General features: G+C 63.8%; 18 protein-coding genes and 1 riboswitch. Of the genes, 10 read left to right on the top strand and 8 right to left on the bottom strand.

The window, feature by feature from the left end; translation table 11 throughout:
• The first annotated feature begins 43 nt into the window (after positions 1-43).
• From ribH to FQ664_RS03100, 8 genes are all read left to right on the top strand, one after another.
• On the top strand, positions 44-520 hold the full coding sequence (gene ribH / locus FQ664_RS03065; RefSeq protein WP_003255395.1) for a 6,7-dimethyl-8-ribityllumazine synthase: 477 nt from the start codon (positions 44-46) through the stop codon (positions 518-520).
• Positions 517-1,017 carry a transcription antitermination factor NusB gene (gene nusB / locus FQ664_RS03070; RefSeq protein WP_144170354.1) on the top strand — a complete coding sequence of 167 codons (501 nt, stop codon included), beginning with the start codon at positions 517-519 and terminating at the stop codon, positions 1,015-1,017. The genes ribH and nusB overlap by 4 nt, the downstream gene beginning before the upstream one ends.
• An 18-nt stretch (positions 1,018-1,035) precedes the next feature.
• Complete coding sequence (thiL, locus tag FQ664_RS03075; protein ID WP_144170355.1) at positions 1,036-2,004, top strand: thiamine-phosphate kinase; 969 nt, start codon at positions 1,036-1,038, stop codon at positions 2,002-2,004.
• A complete protein-coding gene (locus FQ664_RS03080) occupies positions 2,001-2,504 on the top strand; it encodes a phosphatidylglycerophosphatase A family protein (protein WP_004376077.1) in 504 nt (167 codons plus the stop codon). Before thiL ends, FQ664_RS03080 begins: the two co-directional genes overlap by 4 nt.
• Positions 2,505-2,520: 16 nt before the next feature.
• Positions 2,521-3,264 (top strand): substrate-binding periplasmic protein, encoded by a 744-nt coding sequence (locus tag FQ664_RS03085; RefSeq protein WP_144170356.1) that lies wholly within the window; start codon positions 2,521-2,523, stop codon positions 3,262-3,264.
• Between the two features lie 129 nt (positions 3,265-3,393).
• The gene (gene ribA / locus FQ664_RS03090) at positions 3,394-4,011 is read left to right on the top strand and encodes a GTP cyclohydrolase II (RefSeq protein ID WP_144170357.1); all 618 of its coding nucleotides are present in this window, start codon (positions 3,394-3,396) and stop codon (positions 4,009-4,011) included.
• Positions 4,008-4,427 carry an MFS transporter gene (locus FQ664_RS03095; RefSeq protein ID WP_144170358.1) on the top strand — a complete coding sequence of 140 codons (420 nt, stop codon included), beginning with the start codon at positions 4,008-4,010 and terminating at the stop codon, positions 4,425-4,427. The genes ribA and FQ664_RS03095 overlap by 4 nt, the downstream gene beginning before the upstream one ends.
• Complete coding sequence (locus FQ664_RS03100) at positions 4,427-5,239, top strand: cobalamin-binding protein (RefSeq protein ID WP_144170359.1); 813 nt, start codon at positions 4,427-4,429, stop codon at positions 5,237-5,239. The genes FQ664_RS03095 and FQ664_RS03100 overlap by 1 nt, the downstream gene beginning before the upstream one ends.
• A 131-nt stretch (positions 5,240-5,370) precedes the next feature.
• On the opposite strand, the gene dxs is transcribed toward FQ664_RS03100, so the two are convergent.
• From dxs to ribB, 4 genes are all read right to left on the bottom strand, one after another.
• Positions 5,371-7,266, bottom strand: coding sequence for a 1-deoxy-D-xylulose-5-phosphate synthase (gene dxs / locus FQ664_RS03105; protein WP_144170360.1), 1,896 nt, complete (start codon positions 7,264-7,266; stop codon positions 5,371-5,373).
• Between the two features lie 177 nt (positions 7,267-7,443).
• On the bottom strand, positions 7,444-8,331 hold the full coding sequence (gene ispA / locus FQ664_RS03110; RefSeq protein WP_144170361.1) for a (2E,6E)-farnesyl diphosphate synthase: 888 nt from the start codon (positions 8,329-8,331) through the stop codon (positions 7,444-7,446).
• Entirely contained in the window at positions 8,328-8,570 is a 243-nt protein-coding gene (locus tag FQ664_RS03115; RefSeq protein ID WP_003255380.1) for an exodeoxyribonuclease VII small subunit, read from the bottom strand. Before FQ664_RS03115 ends, ispA begins: the two co-directional genes overlap by 4 nt.
• Before the next feature lie 189 nt (positions 8,571-8,759).
• Positions 8,760-9,410: a 3,4-dihydroxy-2-butanone-4-phosphate synthase gene (ribB, locus tag FQ664_RS03120; RefSeq protein WP_144170362.1), complete on the bottom strand. Its 651-nt coding sequence runs from the start codon at positions 9,408-9,410 to the stop codon at positions 8,760-8,762.
• 80 nt (positions 9,411-9,490) lie between these two features.
• Positions 9,491-9,632, bottom strand: a riboswitch (FMN riboswitch).
• A gap of 91 nt (positions 9,633-9,723) precedes the next feature.
• Here ribB and FQ664_RS03125 point away from each other — a divergent pair.
• Together FQ664_RS03125 and FQ664_RS03130 are read left to right on the top strand one after the other, a co-directional pair.
• Positions 9,724-10,929 (top strand): RtcB family protein, encoded by a 1,206-nt coding sequence (locus FQ664_RS03125; RefSeq protein WP_144170363.1) that lies wholly within the window; start codon positions 9,724-9,726, stop codon positions 10,927-10,929.
• Positions 10,930-11,582: 653 nt separating this feature from the next.
• On the top strand, positions 11,583-11,846 hold the full coding sequence (locus tag FQ664_RS03130; protein ID WP_019473937.1) for a DUF3077 domain-containing protein: 264 nt from the start codon (positions 11,583-11,585) through the stop codon (positions 11,844-11,846).
• Positions 11,847-11,916: 70 nt separating this feature from the next.
• On the opposite strand, the gene FQ664_RS03135 is transcribed toward FQ664_RS03130, so the two are convergent.
• From FQ664_RS03135 to FQ664_RS03150, 4 genes are read right to left on the bottom strand one after another with little or no spacing between them, the layout of a single operon-like run.
• Complete coding sequence (locus tag FQ664_RS03135; protein ID WP_144170364.1) at positions 11,917-12,594, bottom strand: c-type cytochrome; 678 nt, start codon at positions 12,592-12,594, stop codon at positions 11,917-11,919.
• Between the two features lie 9 nt (positions 12,595-12,603).
• Positions 12,604-13,536, bottom strand: a complete 933-nt coding sequence (locus FQ664_RS03140) for a copper resistance protein B (protein WP_144170365.1) — start codon at positions 13,534-13,536, stop codon at positions 12,604-12,606.
• Positions 13,526-13,873, bottom strand: coding sequence for a hypothetical protein (locus FQ664_RS03145; protein WP_144170366.1), 348 nt, complete (start codon positions 13,871-13,873; stop codon positions 13,526-13,528). The genes FQ664_RS03140 and FQ664_RS03145 overlap by 11 nt, the downstream gene beginning before the upstream one ends.
• Positions 13,870-15,639 (bottom strand): copper resistance system multicopper oxidase, encoded by a 1,770-nt coding sequence (locus FQ664_RS03150; RefSeq protein WP_144170367.1) that lies wholly within the window; start codon positions 15,637-15,639, stop codon positions 13,870-13,872. The genes FQ664_RS03145 and FQ664_RS03150 overlap by 4 nt, the downstream gene beginning before the upstream one ends.
• Positions 15,640-15,896: the final 257 nt, after the last annotated feature.

Genomic DNA, 15,896 nt, shown 5'->3' on the forward strand with positions numbered 1-15,896 from the left:
GCCGCCAGCATGCGGCCTCGCTCTTGAAGATGAGAATATCGGAATGACCCTGAAGACCATCGAAGGTACCTTCATCGCCCCCAAAGGTCGCTATGCTTTGGTGGTTGGCCGCTTCAACAGCTTCGTCGTCGAAAGCCTGGTAAGCGGTGCCGTTGATGCCCTGGTACGCCACGGTGTCAGCGAAAGCGACATCACCATCATCCGTGCCCCGGGTGCATTCGAAATCCCGCTGGTGGCACAGAAGGTCGCCCAGCAAGGCGCCTACGACGCGATCATCGCCCTGGGCGCGGTGATCCGTGGCGGTACCCCGCACTTCGAATACGTGGCGGGCGAATGCACCAAGGGCCTGGCCCAGGTGTCCATGGAATTCGGTGTTCCGGTGGCCTTCGGCGTACTGACCGTCGACTCCATCGAGCAAGCCATCGAGCGTTCCGGCACCAAGGCCGGCAACAAAGGTGCTGAAGCTGCCCTGTCCGCTCTGGAAATGGTCAGCCTGCTGGCGCAGTTGGAGGCCAAGTGATTAGCGACGAAAGCGATCGTTTCAACCCGCGCGATCCCAAACCTGCGGATGCCGGCAAGCCCTCGAAAAGCGCCAAGCGCCGCGAAGCCCGCAAGCTCGCGACCCAGGCGCTGTACCAGTGGCACATGGCGCAGCATTCGCTGAACGAGATCGAAGCACAGTTTCGGGTCGATAACGATTTCTCCGATGTCGACGGCGCTTATTTCCGCGAGATCCTGCACGGGGTCCCGGCGATCAAGAACGAAATCGACAGCGCCCTGAAGCCATGCCTGGACCTGGCACTCGACGAGCTCGACCCGGTCGAGCTGGCCGTGCTGCGTCTGTCCACCTGGGAGTTCATCAAGCGCGTCGACGTACCGTACCGCGTGGTGATCAACGAAGGTGTCGAGCTGGCCAAGGTCTTCGGTGCCACCGACGGCCACAAGTTCGTCAACGGCGTGCTGGACAAGCTGGCCCCGAACCTGCGCGAAGCAGAAGTCAAGGCGAACAAGCGCTGATCCTGGCGCTTGCGGACCATGGGTGAGTTCGAGCTGATCAGCCATTACTTCGCCGCCGCGCCCTGTGCGCAAGGCGGTGAAGGCGTGGCCCTGGGCATCGGCGACGACTGCGCCCTGCTGAGCCTGGCCGCCGGCGAGCAACTGGCGGTGTCCACCGACACCCTGGTCGCCGGGGTGCATTTTCCGGCTGTGTGCGACCCGTGGTTGCTCGGCCAGCGCTCGCTGGCCGTGGCGGCCAGCGACCTGGCGGCCATGGGCGCCACCCCCATCGGTTTCACCCTTGCCCTGACCTTGCCGGAGGTCAGCGCCGACTGGCTGCAAGCCTACGCCAGCGGCTTGAACCGCATGGCCGGCCACTGCCAGCTGAGCCTGATCGGTGGCGACACCACCCGTGGCCCCCTGAGCATCACCATGACCGTGTTCGGCCGGGTTCCGGCGGGGCAGGCGTTGCGCCGTGACGGCGCTCGGCCAGGCGATCTGCTGTGCGTGGGTGGCGAGCTGGGCAACGCGGCAGGGGCCTTGCCGCTGGTGCTGGGCCAGCGCCAGGCCGATGCCGCGCTGGCGCAACCGTTGCTCGACCATTACTGGTCGCCGTCGCCGCAGTTCGCCCTGGGCCAACTGCTGCGCGGGCGTGCCACCTCGGCACTGGATATTTCCGACGGCCTGCTGGCCGACTGCGGGCATATCGCCAAGGCCTCCCGCGTGGCGCTCGAAGTGAACCTGGAGCAGGTGCCGGTGTCATCCGCCCTGCAGGGCTTCCTCGGCGCCGAGGCGGCCGTCCTTGCCGCGCTGACCGGTGGCGACGACTATGTGCTGGCGTTCACCTTGCCGCCAGCCGAGCTTTCATCCCTGCAGGCACAAGGCCTGGCGGCGTTCCACGTCATCGGGCGGGTGCTCGAAGGGCAGGGGGTCAGCCTGCGCGACCAGCAGGGCCAGGACATCACCCCGCGACAACGCGGCTATCAACATTTTAGGGAGACACCGTGACCGATCACCCCAACCAGGTGCCTGCGGAGTTCGTTCCGCCTTCGGTCTGGCGCAACCCGTGGCACTTCATCGCCTTCGGTTTCGGTTCCGGCACCTTGCCCAAGGCGCCGGGCACCTGGGGCTCGCTGGTGGCCATCCCGTTCATCCCGCTGTGGCAGATGCTGCCCGACTGGGGCTACTGGCTGTTGCTGGGCGTGAGCATGCTGTTCGGCTTCTGGCTGTGCGGCAAGGTTGCCAACGACTTGCGCGTGCATGACCACGAAGGCATTGTCTGGGACGAGATCGTCGGCATGTGGATAACCCTCTGGCTGGTGCCGGAAGGCTGGCAATGGCTGCTGGCGGGGTTCCTGATGTTCCGCTTCTTCGACATCCTCAAACCGTGGCCGATTCGCTGGGTCGACCGCCATGTGCATGGGGGCGTCGGGATCATGCTCGACGATATCCTGGCCGGCGTGTTTGCCTGGCTGGGCATGCAGGTTCTGGTTTGGGCGGTTGCCTGATACAGGGAGCGCGTGAATGGTCATGAGGACGGTGCTGCTGGCAATGCTGGTGAGCCTTGCCCAGTGGGCGGCGGCTGCCGAAGGTGTGCCGAAGCAGATCCACCTGGCCAGCGCAGAGTGGCTCGACTACACCAACGCCGACGGTACCGGGGTAGCCTGGGACGTGCTGCGCAAGGTGTTCGAGCCGGCCGGGGTCAAGGTGGTGACCCAGAGTGCGCCCTACAGCCGTGCGATCGGATTGGTGAAGCGTGGCGAGGTTGACGCCTGGGTAGGCTCGTACAAGGAAGAGAACGACGACAACCTGTACCCGCGCTGGCACTTCGACATGGACCACATCTACGCCCTGGGCCTGGTCAGCAAGCCTGTGCCTGCCCCGGAGACCTTGGGCCAGTACCGCCTGGCCTGGATGCGTGGCTACGATTTCGGCAGCTACCTGCCCAATGTGCATGACTTTCGCGAGGTCCAGCGCCGCGAAAGCATTGTGCCGATGCTCGAACATGGCCGTGTGGACGTCTACATCGATGGGGTGAACGAGGTCGACTACGTGCTCAGCCAGAGCTCCCAGCCCGAGCGTTTCCGTCGCACCCATGTGGCCGAACTGCCGCTGTACCTGGCCTTCGCCCGCAACGACCAGGCCAAGGCCCTGTGCGACCTGTTCGACAAGCGCATGGCCGAGCTGGTGCGCAGTGGCGAGCTGAAGCCGATTTTCGAGCACTGGCAGCAGCCGTATCCGTTCAGCCCGGATAGCAAGCCGCATTGAGGCCGGGCCTGGTCAAGCTAAGCATCGAACTTTTCGATCTTAAGCCACGGTATTCAGCCAGCCCACATCCCCCAACCTGCTGATACAATCGCCCCACGAGAAATTTTCAACTTATCCCAGGAGCACAACGTGCCCGTCGTCTTTGTTGCCGCCTCTAAACTCCCGACGCCCTTCGCGACCTTCACCATGCATGGCTTTCTCGACGAAGCCACTGGCCGTGAGCACGTGGTGCTCAGCCTGGGTGACATCGCGGACGGCCAGCCGGTGCTGGGGCGCCTGCACTCCGAGTGCCTGACCGGCGATGCCCTGTTCAGCCAGCGCTGCGATTGCGGCTCGCAGCTGGAAGCCGCGCTGCAGGCCATCGCCCGTGAAGGCCGAGGCGTGCTGCTGTACCTGCGCCAGGAAGGCCGTGGTATTGGCCTGCTGAACAAGATTCGCGCCTACGAGCTGCAGGATGGTGGCGCCGATACCGTCGAGGCCAACGAGCGCCTGGGCTTCGCCGCCGACCAGCGCGACTATGGCATATGCCTGCCGATGCTGGAGCACCTGGGCGTGAAATCGCTGCGCCTGATGACCAACAACCCGCGCAAGGTCAAAGCCCTGACCGACATGAACATCGTTGTCGCCGAGCGCGTACCGCTGCACACCGGGCACAACCCGCACAACCGCTACTACCTGGCGACCAAGGCCGGCAAGCTGGGCCACATGCTGGGTAACGAGCACCAGGGCGAGGTGCCCCAGGCGTGACCCGCGCCGAGGTCAAGCGGCGCCTGGCGCTGACCTGGTGGCAGTACCTGGCGGTGGGCCTGGTGCCGCTGCCAGTGATGGCCTGGGCCTTCGGTAGTGGTGATGCGTTGGCCCCGCTGCTGGCCATGCCACTGTTCATTGCCGGCGCGGCGACCATGTTCCTCAGCCTGCCGCGCTTCGGTGCCTACAAGCACGCCCTCATTGCCAGCTCCAAGGTGCTCGGCACTGGCGAAGAGCCCGCCGCCTGGATCGAGCTGGCGCGGGTACGGCGCCTGGCCATGCTGTATGCCTGCATCCCGGCCTGGGTCGCTGCCCTGTCGGTGCTGGTCGGCCTTGAGGTGGTGCCGCAGATCCTGCTGGCGTTGTCCACCGTGGTGGTGCTGTACCTCTATCGCATTCCTCGCCAGCTCGGCTGATGCGCCTGTTGCCCGGCCTGCTGGCGCTGCTCGCCTGCTCCGCACTGGCCGGCGAACCGCTGCGGGTGGTCAGCCTGGCCCCGTCGATGAGCGAGATCATGCTCGAACTGCAGGCCGATGACCTGTTGGTAGGTGTGCTCGACGGTGGCCAACGGCCGGCGGCGCTGCGCGAGCTGCCCTCGGTGGGGCGCCAGGGGCAACTGGACCTCGAGCGCCTGCTCAGCCTGCGCCCCGACCTGTTGCTGCTGTGGCCGGGCAGCGTGCCGCCGGCCCAGCGCGACCAGCTCAAGCGCCTGGGTATCGCCACCTTCAGCGCCGAACCTCATGATATCGATCAGCTGATCGAGCAGATCGAAGCCATCGCCGAACGTATCGGCCGTGCCGAACAAGGCCATCGCTATGCCCAGGCCCTGCGTGAGCGGCTGCGGCAGCTGCGCCAGCAGTATCGACGGGACGAACCCTTGCAGGTGTTCTACCAGGTCTGGGACCGACCGCTGTACACGCTCGGTGGCCGGCAGGTGGTGAGCGACGCCCTGGCCGTGTGTGGGGCGCGCAATGTCTTCACCGACCTCACCCAGCCGGCGCCGCAAGTAAATGTCGAGTCTGTGCTGCTGCGCAACCCGCAGGTCATTCTGGCGGGTGATGAAGCGCAACTGGCGAGCTGGAAGGCCTGGCCGCAACTACGAGCGGTTGCCGATGATCGTTTGCTGGTGGTGCCCGACAAAGGCCTGGAGCGGCCCAGCGGGCAGATGATCGAAGCCACGGCGCGGTTATGCGCGTTGCTCGAGGCTAAAGCGCCGGCGTCCAGGTGAGCTTCTGCGAGGGCTGCGCCCTCGATCGCTGGCAAGCCAGGCTCCTACAGGGGCCGCACATGGCCTGAGGCCGGCGCGGTCGAGGTGGGAGCTGGCTTGCCGGCGATTGGGCCGCAAAGCGGCCCCAGGGATTACAACCCGAGCTTGGCCATGCGAGCCTTCACCGAAGCCTCGATCCCGGCCGCATCCAACCCGCACTCGGCCAGCATCTGCGCCGGCTTGGCATGCTCGACATAGATATCTGGCAGGCCTAGGTGCAGCAGTGGCTTGAGCACGGCCTGGCTGGCGAGGAATTCACCCACCGCAGCACCCGCACCACCCATGATGGCGTTTTCTTCGATGGTCACCAGCAGCTCATGGCTTGCGGCCAGCTCCAGCACCAGCGTCTCGTCCAGCGGTTTGACGAAGCGCATGTCGACCACGGTCGCGTTGATCTGCTCAGCCACCTGCATGGCTTCTGCCAGTTGCACGCCGAACACCAGCAAGGCGACTTTCTCGCCCTGGCGACGGATTACGCCCTTGCCGATTTCCAGCGGTTCCAGGTCACCGCTGATCGGCACGTTCGGGCCGGTGCCTCGCGGGTAGCGCACAGCCGCAGGGCCGTTGTACAGGTGGCCGGTGCTGAGCAGCTTGCGCAGCTCGTTCTCGTCGCTTGGAGTCATCACCAGCATGCCCGGGATGCAGCGCAGGTACGACAGGTCGTAGCTGCCCGCGTGGGTCGGGCCGTCTTCGCCGACCAGGCCGGCGCGGTCGATGGCGAACAGCACGTCGAGGTTCTGTACCGCCACGTCGTGGATCAGCTGGTCGTAGGCACGTTGCAGGAAGGTGGAGTAGATCGCCACCACCGGCTTGCTGCCCTCGCAGGCCATGCCGGCCGCCAGGGTCACGGCATGCTGCTCGGCGATCGCCACGTCGAAGTAACGCTGCGGGTAGCGCTCGCTGAAAGCGACCAGGTCGGAGCCTTCCTTCATCGCCGGGGTAATGCCCACCAGGCGGTTGTCGGCGGCGGCCATGTCGCACAGCCACTGGCCGAACACTGCGGAGTATTTCGGGCCGCTGGCTTTCTTCGGTGCGGCGGGTTTGTCAGCCGGCTCCAGCTTGGTGATAGCGTGGTAGCCGATCGGGTCGATCTCGGCCGGGGCGAAGCCCTTGCCCTTCTTGGTCACCACGTGCAGGAACTGCGGGCCCTTGAGGTCACGCATGTTGCGCAAGGTGGCGATCATGGTCGGCAGGTCGTGGCCGTCGATTGGGCCGATGTAGTTCCAGCCCAGTTCTTCGAACAGCGTGCCCGGCACCAGCATGCCTTTGGCGTACTCCTCGGTACGGCGGGCGATTTCCCAGGCGCCCGGCAGGCGTGACAGCACTTTCTTGCTGCCTTCGCGCATGCTTGCGTAGGTACGGCTGGAAAGAATCTTGGCCAGGTAGTTGGACAGGCCGCCGACATTGCGCGAAATCGACATGTCGTTGTCGTTGAGGATCACCAGCATGTCGGCGTTGACTTCCTGGGCGTGGTTCAACGCTTCGAAGGCCATACCGGCGGTCAGCGCGCCGTCACCGATCACCGCGATCGACTTGCGAGCGCTGTTCTGCAGGCGGGCGGCAATGGCCATGCCCAGTGCGGCGCTGATCGAGGTGCTGGAGTGGCCGACGCCGAAGGTGTCGTACTCGCTCTCGCTGCGGCGCGGGAAGGCGGCGATGCCGTCCTTCTGGCGCAGGCTGAGCATGCGCTTACGGCGCCCGGTGAGGATCTTGTGCGGGTAGGCCTGGTGGCCCACGTCCCACACCAGCCGGTCGTCGGGGGTGTCGAACACGTAGTGCAGGGCGATGGTCAGCTCGATGACGCCCAGGCCGGCACCAAAATGCCCACCGGTCTGCCCCACGGTGTACAGCAGTTCCTGGCGCAGTTCGTCGGCCAGGGTCTCCAGGTCGGCTTCGGCCAGCCGGCGCAGGCCGGCAGGCGTGTCAGCGCGGTCGAGCAACGGCGTGACCGGGCGTTCGCGGGGGATCTCTTGAAACGTCGTGGGCATCAGGCGAGTCGTTATAGGTGTGTGAAGACGCGGCAGTTTACCCCATTGTAGGAAATACTGCCCATTCAACCACGGGTTTACGCGGCCCCTGTGGGGGCGAGTTCACCCGCGAATGCGGCGGTAAATTCAACATCGCATTCGCGGGTAAACCCGCTCCCACAGGGATTGGGGCGCTGCTTAGTTGCGGCGTTCGACGATGTAACGCGCCAACGCCCGCAGCGGTTCGGCCTTGTCGCCGAAGCCAGCCAGTGCGACCAGCGCCTGGTCACGCAATTCGATCGCATAGGCCTTGGCCGCTTCCAGGCCCAGCAGCGCCGGGTAGGTCGGTTTGTCACGGGCGATATCCGCCCCCTGGCGTTTGCCCAGAGTGGCGGTGTCGCTTTCCACGTCGAGGATGTCGTCCTGCACCTGGAACGCCAGGCCGATGGCCTGCGCATAGGTCTGCAGGGCATCCAGTTGTGCCTGCTCGGCGCGGGCACTGGCCAGGGCGCCGAGGCGCACGCTGGCTTCGATCAGCGCACCGGTCTTGTGCCGGTGCATGAACTCCAGCGCCTGCTGGTCCAGCTTCAGGCCAACCGAGCCCAGGTCGATGGCCTGGCCACCGACCATGCCTGCCGGGCCGGCCGCCTTGGCCAGGGCCTGGACCATGGCCAGGCGAATGCTGTCGGCCTGCGGGCTCAGGCGCGGGTCGAGCAGGGCGCTGAAGGCCAGGCTCTGCAAACCGTCGCCGGCGAGGATCGCGCAAGCCTCATCGAAGGCTTTGTGGGTGGTTGGCTGGCCGCGGCGCAGGTCGTCGTCATCCATGGCCGGCAGGTCGTCATGCACCAGCGAGTAGGCGTGGATCAGTTCCACCGCACAGGCTGCGCCGTTGGCCTGTGCGGCCGGGGCGCCCAAGGCTTCGCAGGCCGCGTAGGCCAGCAGCGGGCGAACGCGTTTGCCACCGTTCATCACGCTGTAGCGCATGGCGGCGTAAAGGCGTTCGAGTTCCTTGGTCGGGGCGACGAACAACGGTTCGAGGGCGGCGTCGACCCGCGCCTGGCAGTTGGCCTGGTAGGCGCCGATCATGCTTCCGGCTCCGCGTCGAAGGGCTGGGCAGCCAGTTCGCCATCGCGTTCCAGCAGGATCTGCACCTTCTGTTCGGCCTGGGCCAGGGCGCCCTGGCAATCACGGGTCAGGGCGATGCCTTGCTCGAAGGCGGCCAGCGACTCTTCCAGCGACAACTCGCCGTTCTCCAGGCGCTCGACCAGTGCTTGCAGGTCTGCGAGGGATTGCTCGAAATCGAGGGAGGCTTTTTTGCGGGCCATGGCGACTGTCTCGGTGGCATTCAGAACGGCGCGACACTAGCAGAGCGGGGCGGGGGGAGCAAACTTCCGGCCACCCGAGGTTGGATTTGCCGGCCTCTTCGCGGGTACTACACCGGTTCTGAGCCGGCGCGGTCCCTGTGGGAGCGGGTTTACCCGCGAATGGGCCGCAAAGCGGCCCCGTGCGGTGGATCAGGCTGGCTCGGCTTGCAGCTCGACCATGGCCTCGCGGTACCGCGCCAGCTCCTCGATGGTCAGCACCGGCAAATTGTACTGCCGGGCATACACCGCCACCTGCTCGCCGCGAGCCATGGTGCCATCGGGGTTCATTAGTTCGCACAGCACTGCCGCCGGGCGCAGGCCGGCCAGGCGCGCCAGGTCCACCGAGCCTTCGGTGTGGCCACGACGGGCCAGCACCCCGCCATTGCGCGCGCGCAGCGGGAACACATGCCCCGGGCTGACGATATGGCGCTGCTGGGCGGTAGAACGCAGTGCCGCGCCAATGGTGGTGATGCGGTCCTGGGCGGACACTCCGGTGGTGATGCCTTCCGCCGCCTCGATGGTGACGGTGAAGCCGGTGCCATGGCGGGCCTGGTTGTTCTGCACCATGGGTGCCAGCTGCAGGTCGTCGACGGTGGCCTCGTCCAGGCACAGGCAGACGATGCCGCTGCAATCGCGAATCATCATGGCCATGGTCTGCAGCGAGATGTTCTCGGCGGCGGCGATGATATCCGCTTCGTCCTCGCGGTCGTCGTCGTCGAGCAGCAGCACAGGGCGCCCGGCCTGGAAGGCGGCGATGGCGGCGGAAACATTGGGGAATTGCGGGTGGTGCATGGTGGACATGAAACGCTCCTCGTGAATGATCGATGAACGTCTCGGGGCGAACAAAATGCGCGCGCAGGGGCGCCCGGATGGCCCCTGCCTGACGCCTTCTTTCATCCGGACTATGACCGTCGGCTCTGGAGTCTCACCAGATCTGCTGACCCCCGGCATGGCCGGGGCGCTCGCGGGCTCATCTTTCGATTTACCGCCGGTGGGGACTTTCACCCCGCCCTGAAGACCCGGCAAGCATACAGCACATTGCCACCCCCCTGGCAACCCACGGCTCTACGACCTTTGGCGGTATCATTCGGCTATGCATTCGAGGAACAGCCCCATGGACATTCTCCAGGTCGCCGGCGGCAAGCCGGTCAAGTTGTGGACCGACGGCGTACCGGTGGAAGACGACGCCCGCAAGCAACTGCTCAACACGGCCAGGATGCCGTTCATCTTCAAGCACCTGGCGGTGATGCCGGACGTGCACCTGGGCAAGGGCTCGACCATCGGCAGTGTGATTCCCACCGTTGGCGCGATCATCCCCGCGGCAGTAGGTGTGGACATTGGCTGCGGCATGATCGCCGCGCGCACGTCGCTGCATGCCCGCGACCTGCCGGACAACCTGCATGGCCTGCGCAGTGCCATCGAGCACACCGTGCCGCATGGCAAGACCTTTGGCAAACATGACCAGGGCGCCTGGGCCGATGTGCCGGCCAAGGCGGACAAGGCCTGGGCGCAGCTGGCCGGGCGCTTCAAGGCCATCACCGACAAGTATCCGCGGCTGGAGAAGAGCAATAACCGCCATCACCTGGGGACGCTGGGTGGTGGCAATCACTTCATCGAGGTGTGCCTGGACGAGGCCGACCGCGTCTGGTTCATGCTGCACAGCGGCTCCCGGGGCGTGGGCAATGCCATTGGCAACCTGTTCATCGAACTGGCCCAGGCTGACATGCGCCAGCACCTGGCCAACCTGCCGGACAAGGACCTGGCGTATTTCGAGGAAGGCAGCCGCCATTTCGCCGACTACGTCGAAGCGGTGGCGTGGGCCCAGGACTACGCCAGGCAAAACCGCGAGCTGATGATGCTGGCGGTGGTCGGTGCGGCGCGCAAGGCGCTGGGCAAACCGTTCGAGGCCAGCCTGGAAGCGGTCAACTGCCACCACAACTATGTGCAGCGCGAGCAACATTTTGGCCGGGAGGTACTGGTGACGCGCAAGGGCGCGGTGTCGGCGCAGAAGGGGCAGTTGGGCATCATTCCTGGGTCGATGGGGGCCAGGAGCTTCATTGTGCGAGGGCTGGGCAACGAGGAATCGTTCTGTTCCTGCAGCCATGGTGCCGGCCGGTTGATGAGCCGGACCAAGGCCAAGAGCCGCTTCAGCGTGGAAGACCAGCGGCGGGCCACGGCGCATGTGGAATGCCGCAAGGACAAGGAGGTGATCGACGAGATCCCCATGGCCTACAAGGACATCGATGCGGTGATGCGCGCTCAGCAAGAGCTGGTGGAGGTGGTGCACACCTTGCGGCAGGTGGTGTGTGTGAAGGGCTGATAGGTTTACCGCGACATCCCCTCAATCGCGCCGGTAATAATCAGATTTTTCCCGTTGCGCGTAGGCCATTTCTGAAATAGCTTCCTAGCGCCCTTGAGCCATTGCGGTGGTGTTCCTGGCGGCCTAGTGTGGCCCTGTCGTTGCCAAATCAGCGACCGGGCCTGCAAGCCTGTCCAGAGCAAAATGCCGATCACCGATGCCAATGGCATGCCATTGCGCGCGCTTAATGGTGGCTGCGTACGGGAGGTTTTCGAACCTGCCGGATTTTGCTCTCTGCCGGTCTTGCAGACCCGTACGTGGCTGCCACCCATCACACTGCAAGTCATGAGTGGCAGCTCTAGCCAACCTAATAGAGAGTGTCACCATGCTTAAGATTGTTCCCGATCCACCCCACGTTATTCATTCCCTTGAAGACACCCTGATCCAGGCCACGGACTATGCGCTGTGTGCTGCGACCGTTGTGCATCAGGCCATTGAGACTCGGACTTTGCACTGAGGCTTGAGTGATGTGTTGTCTGGGCGGGCCTCTTCGCGGGTAAACCCGCTCCCACAGGTTCATCACAAGCTTCAAGACTTGCACAGCACCTGTGGGAGCGGGTTCACCCGCGAAGAGGCCCGCCCAGGCACTCGAGAAATTTCAGGGGGATTCAACAATGACCACAGAAGACACCCAGTTCACCGTTGGCAAAACCACCTTCTACCAGGGCGAAAACGGCACCCACCCACTGTTCCGCATCGAGCCCGGCATCCCGTGCCGCGATGCCCGCGAGCAGTCCTCAGAGTTGATGGGCTATGTCCGCGAACTGACCATCACCGGCTTGATGGATGAGAAACCGATGATGATCTGGGCTGCGCACTACCTGAGTGCGATGGCCAAGGCGCTGATGGATGATGCTGAGTTGGGCATGAAGCAGTGAGTGTTTGCCTTCAGGTCTCATAGGCGCTGCAAACCTGTCGGTATACACCTGTTGGCCCGCGAAGCTGCCTTCAGTCTTTATGCATGTGCTGCTTGCCATCGCGATGAGTATGGGCCTTTGAATGCCCCTCATCATGATGGCCTGCGCCCGAGGCCTGCTCACCATGATGGTCAGGCACGTTGTCGCCGTGCTGGCCTTCATGGTTGTGCATTTCACTTTCGCCACCACCATGCTGGTGGCCGCCACTGGCCGTGACCATTGTCTTGTACTGTTGGGCGTTCAACTGGGGTAGCTGATCCAGGAAGGCGACAATGCCCCAGATGTATTCATCGCCCATGCTCTTGCCCCAGGCCGGCATGCCGGAGGCCTTGATGCCGTGCTTGATGATCCAGAACGCAGCGGCAGGGTCGCCACCGATCCCGCTCCGGACAAGGTTGGGGGGCGATGGATACAGCGCCTGGCTGAGCTCGGTGTTCTCCACGCCAGGGGCAAGGTGACAACCGATGCACATGGCATTGTAGTTACCGGCGCCGGTACGAATCAGCGCTTCATCTTTCAGATCTGGCACCTCGATGTCCCTGGCCCGTACTGCGATCGAGCGTTCCCGTGCCATGGCCAGAAAGGCATGCACGGCGGGGAAATGGGGATCATCGGCTCCGACATTGACCAAACCGGAGTACGCGGCGCCCAGCACGGCCACGCTGGCCACTGCGCCTGCTGCCACAAGCGTTGTTATTGTTCTTTTCATGTCTGCTTCTCAAAACCACATGCGGATACCGGCCACGAAACGCGCTTCATCCACATCACCACCCTCGTCGCGGATGAAATCGGCGGTCTTGCCATAGGAGCGGTTCCAGGTGATGCCGATGTAGGGGGCAAACTGACGGACAATTTCATAGCGCAGGCGTAGCCCGACTTCGGTATTGGCCAGGCCGGAACCTATGCCGCGCCCGGGGTCGTTCTTGCCATAGAAATTGGCTTCAGCGGTTGGCTGCAGGATCAGGCGGTTGGTCAGCAGAATGTCGTAGTCGCCTTCCAGGCGCGCGGCAGTCTGGCCGTTCTCGCCAATGAACGCGGTGGCTTCGGCTTCAAAGTCGTAAAGCGCCATGCCCTGGATACCGAAGGCCGCCCAGGTCTGAGGGGATTCAGGCTTGAAATCCTGGCGTACCCCGGCAACCACATCCCACCATGGGCTGATCGAGCGGCCGTACAGCAGCTGCAATTCGGCATCCTCGGTGACACCGTTGGTACGCTCACCTTCGGAGCGGATCCACAGCCGGTTGATATCGCCGCCGATCCAGCCAGAAGCATCCCAGGCCAGCGTGCTGCCTTCATCCGCATCCTGGTACTCGAACTGATCCAGCAGGAAGAAACTGTTGATGGCGCTGTCATGCACGTGATGCCCGCCCAATGGCGGGAAAGCCGCCTGGCGGTCTGCATCGGTCAGCACCGGGATCGGGGTACGGCTGGTCGTCGGCGTATCCGCCGAGCCGTGGTTCATTTTCGAATGATCCATGGCGCCATGGTCCATGCCCTGCATGCTGCCATGATCCATCTTGCCGTGGTCCATGGCCGAATGGTCCATCGTCGAATGGTCCATTTCTTCCGCGGCGAAGCTGGGTGCAGCACCCAGCACGCCGAACGAAACGGTCAATGCCAGCAGCGATGGTCGTGCCAGGCTATTGAGCATCTTTCCCTGCCTTGGCTTTGTCGCTGCCATGGGACTCCATCATCTTGCCGTGGTCCATGCCTTGCATCGAACCATGGTCCATACCCTTCATGGCGTCATGGTCCATACCTTTCATCGAGCCGTGATCCATCCCTTTCATGGCGCCGTGATCCATGCCCTTCATCGCACCATGGTCCATGCCTTGGGCGCCCTTGGCTTTTGTGGCATCGGCAGGCTGCTGATTGTCGCCGTCGGACCATGATGACGGGGCATAAACGGCAAACAGGCCGGCCATCGCAGCAGAGAGGAAAAACGCGCTTCGTTTCATTGGCTTGCTCATCTCGGATCTCCAGTTCATTCGTCCACACGGACTTCGCGGAACATGCCCATTTCCATGTGGAACAGCAGGTGACAGTGATAGGCCCAACGTCCTAACGCATCTGCAGTGACGCGGTAGCTTCGTTTTGAGCCAGGCGGCATGTCGATTGTGTGTTTGCGCACCATGAAGTTGCCGTTCTCATCCTCCAGGTCACTCCACATGCCATGCAGGTGGATGGGGTGAGTCATCATGGTGTCGTTGACCAGGGTGATGCGCAGGCGCTCGCCATACTTGAGGCGCAGCGGCTCGGCATCGGAGAACTTGATGCCGTCAAAGGACCAGGCGAACTTCTCCATGTGGCCGGTGAGGTGCAGCTCGATTGTGCGGCCAGGCGTGCGGCCGTCCGGATCAAGGAAGGTGCTGCGCAGGTCCGCATACGTCAGCACACGGCGGCCGTTGTCACGCAGCCCGATGCCCGGATCGCCCAGTTTGGGTGTTGGGGTCATCGTCTGCATGTCGACCAGGGGGTTGTTGGTCTCGGAGTCCGGGTGGCTCTGCATGGCCGCGCTGGTGTCAGCCATGTTGCCATGGTCCATGCCGGCCATGTTGCCGTGATCCATACCAGGCATGCTGCCGTGGTCCATGTCGGCCACGTCGCCATGGTCCATGCCAGGCATGCCGCCATGGTCCATACCCATATCGCTCATGGCAATGAGTGGCCGTGGGTCGACAGCTGGAACAGGGGCTTGCAAGCCTTCGCGAACAGCCAGGGTGCCCCTGGAATACCCGGTACGGTCCATGGATTGAGCGAAAATGGTGTACGCCTGCTCGCTTTCGGGCTCGACGATGACATCGTAGGTTTCGGCAACGGCGATGCGGAACTCGTCGACCGAAACGGGTTTGACATGCTGCCCATCCGCCGCGACAACCGTCATCTTCAGGCCGGGAATTCGCACATCGAAATACGTCATGGCCGAGCCGTTGATGAAGCGCAGGCGGATTTTCTCGCCCGGCTTGAACACGCCCGTCCAGTTACCGTCCGGGGCCTGGCCGTTCATCAGGTAGGTGTAGGTGTAGCCGCTCACGTCAGCGAGATCGGTGGGGCTCATCTTCATCTCGGCCCACATCTTGCGGTCGGCTACCGCAGCGGACCAGCCCATTTCGCTCACGTCGTTGACGAAATCACCCACCGTGCGCTTGTGGTAGTTGTAGTAGTCAGACTGCTTCTTGAGCTTGGCCAGCACCCGGTGAGGGTCTTCATCCGTCCAGTCGCTGAGCATGACCACATAATCGCGGTCATAAGTGAATGGCTCAGGTTCTTTCGCATCGATGACCAGGGCGCCGTACACCCCGACCTGCTCCTGGAAGCCGGAGTGGCTGTGGTACCAGTAGGTGCCGTTCTGCTGGACCTTGAACTTGTACTCATACATGCCGTCGGGGGCGATGCCATGGAAGCTCAGGCCCGGTACGCCGTCCATGTTTGCCGGCAGGATGATGCCGTGCCAGTGGATGGAGGTGTCCTGCTGCAGGCGGTTGCGCACACGCAGCGTGACAGTATCGCCTTCGCGCCAGCGCAGAATGGGCCCGGGTATGGAGCCGTTGATGGCCATCGCTGTACGCGCAGCGCCGGTAATGTTGACCGGCAGCTCACCGATGTAGAGGTCGAAGTCGGTGCCGCTCAGCACATTCGGTTGGCCGGGGCTGGTCACGGCCCAGACCGGCGCGCGCCACATGCCCAACCCACCCAGTAGTCCGGTAGCGGCCAGGCCTTTGACGAAGGAGCGTCTGGTAGTTTTGCTTTGCATGCCGTTGCGTCCAGTCAGTCGAAAAGTTGCTGGTATTCAGGCGGGTGAATGACCCAGCCCGTGGGGCGAGAAGCCCCCACAATCTTCCTTCACGCTAGCGGACCTGCGCTGTCAGCTGGCTGAGCTATAGATTACTTTTCTGTCAGCTTGCGGTGGGTCAAATTCAGTAAGCGCGCCGCGCACCCTGTGGGAGCGGGTTCACCCGCGAAGAATGCGACGCGATATATGGCACCGGCTATGCCGGTGTTCGCGGGTAA

The sequence above is a fragment of the Pseudomonas persica genome (assembly GCF_900291015.1).
Lineage (GTDB): Bacteria > Pseudomonadota > Gammaproteobacteria > Pseudomonadales > Pseudomonadaceae > Aquipseudomonas.

What these genes read in the sequence shown, in the direction of transcription:
- FQ664_RS03150 (WP_144170367.1), bottom strand. Translation starts at nt 15,639, where the DNA reads ATGCAAAGCAAAACTACCAGACGCTCCTTCGTCAAAGGCCTGGCCGCT.
- ispA (WP_144170361.1), bottom strand. Translation starts at nt 8,331, where the DNA reads ATGATCGGCGCCTACCAGGCCAACTGCCAGGCGCGGGTCGACGCCGCC.
- FQ664_RS03140 (WP_144170365.1), bottom strand. Translation starts at nt 13,536, where the DNA reads ATGCTCAATAGCCTGGCACGACCATCGCTGCTGGCATTGACCGTTTCG.
- ribB (WP_144170362.1), bottom strand. Translation starts at nt 9,410, where the DNA reads ATGTCCACCATGCACCACCCGCAATTCCCCAATGTTTCCGCCGCCATC.
- FQ664_RS03125 (WP_144170363.1), top strand. Translation starts at nt 9,724, where the DNA reads ATGGACATTCTCCAGGTCGCCGGCGGCAAGCCGGTCAAGTTGTGGACC.
- FQ664_RS03115 (WP_003255380.1), bottom strand. Translation starts at nt 8,570, where the DNA reads ATGGCCCGCAAAAAAGCCTCCCTCGATTTCGAGCAATCCCTCGCAGAC.
- dxs (WP_144170360.1), bottom strand. Translation starts at nt 7,266, where the DNA reads ATGCCCACGACGTTTCAAGAGATCCCCCGCGAACGCCCGGTCACGCCG.
- FQ664_RS03135 (WP_144170364.1), bottom strand. Translation starts at nt 12,594, where the DNA reads ATGAAAAGAACAATAACAACGCTTGTGGCAGCAGGCGCAGTGGCCAGC.
- FQ664_RS03100 (WP_144170359.1), top strand. Translation starts at nt 4,427, where the DNA reads ATGCGCCTGTTGCCCGGCCTGCTGGCGCTGCTCGCCTGCTCCGCACTG.
- FQ664_RS03130 (WP_019473937.1), top strand. Translation starts at nt 11,583, where the DNA reads ATGACCACAGAAGACACCCAGTTCACCGTTGGCAAAACCACCTTCTAC.
- FQ664_RS03085 (WP_144170356.1), top strand. Translation starts at nt 2,521, where the DNA reads ATGGTCATGAGGACGGTGCTGCTGGCAATGCTGGTGAGCCTTGCCCAG.
- ribH (WP_003255395.1), top strand. Translation starts at nt 44, where the DNA reads ATGACCCTGAAGACCATCGAAGGTACCTTCATCGCCCCCAAAGGTCGC.
- FQ664_RS03145 (WP_144170366.1), bottom strand. Translation starts at nt 13,873, where the DNA reads ATGAACTGGAGATCCGAGATGAGCAAGCCAATGAAACGAAGCGCGTTT.
- thiL (WP_144170355.1), top strand. Translation starts at nt 1,036, where the DNA reads ATGGGTGAGTTCGAGCTGATCAGCCATTACTTCGCCGCCGCGCCCTGT.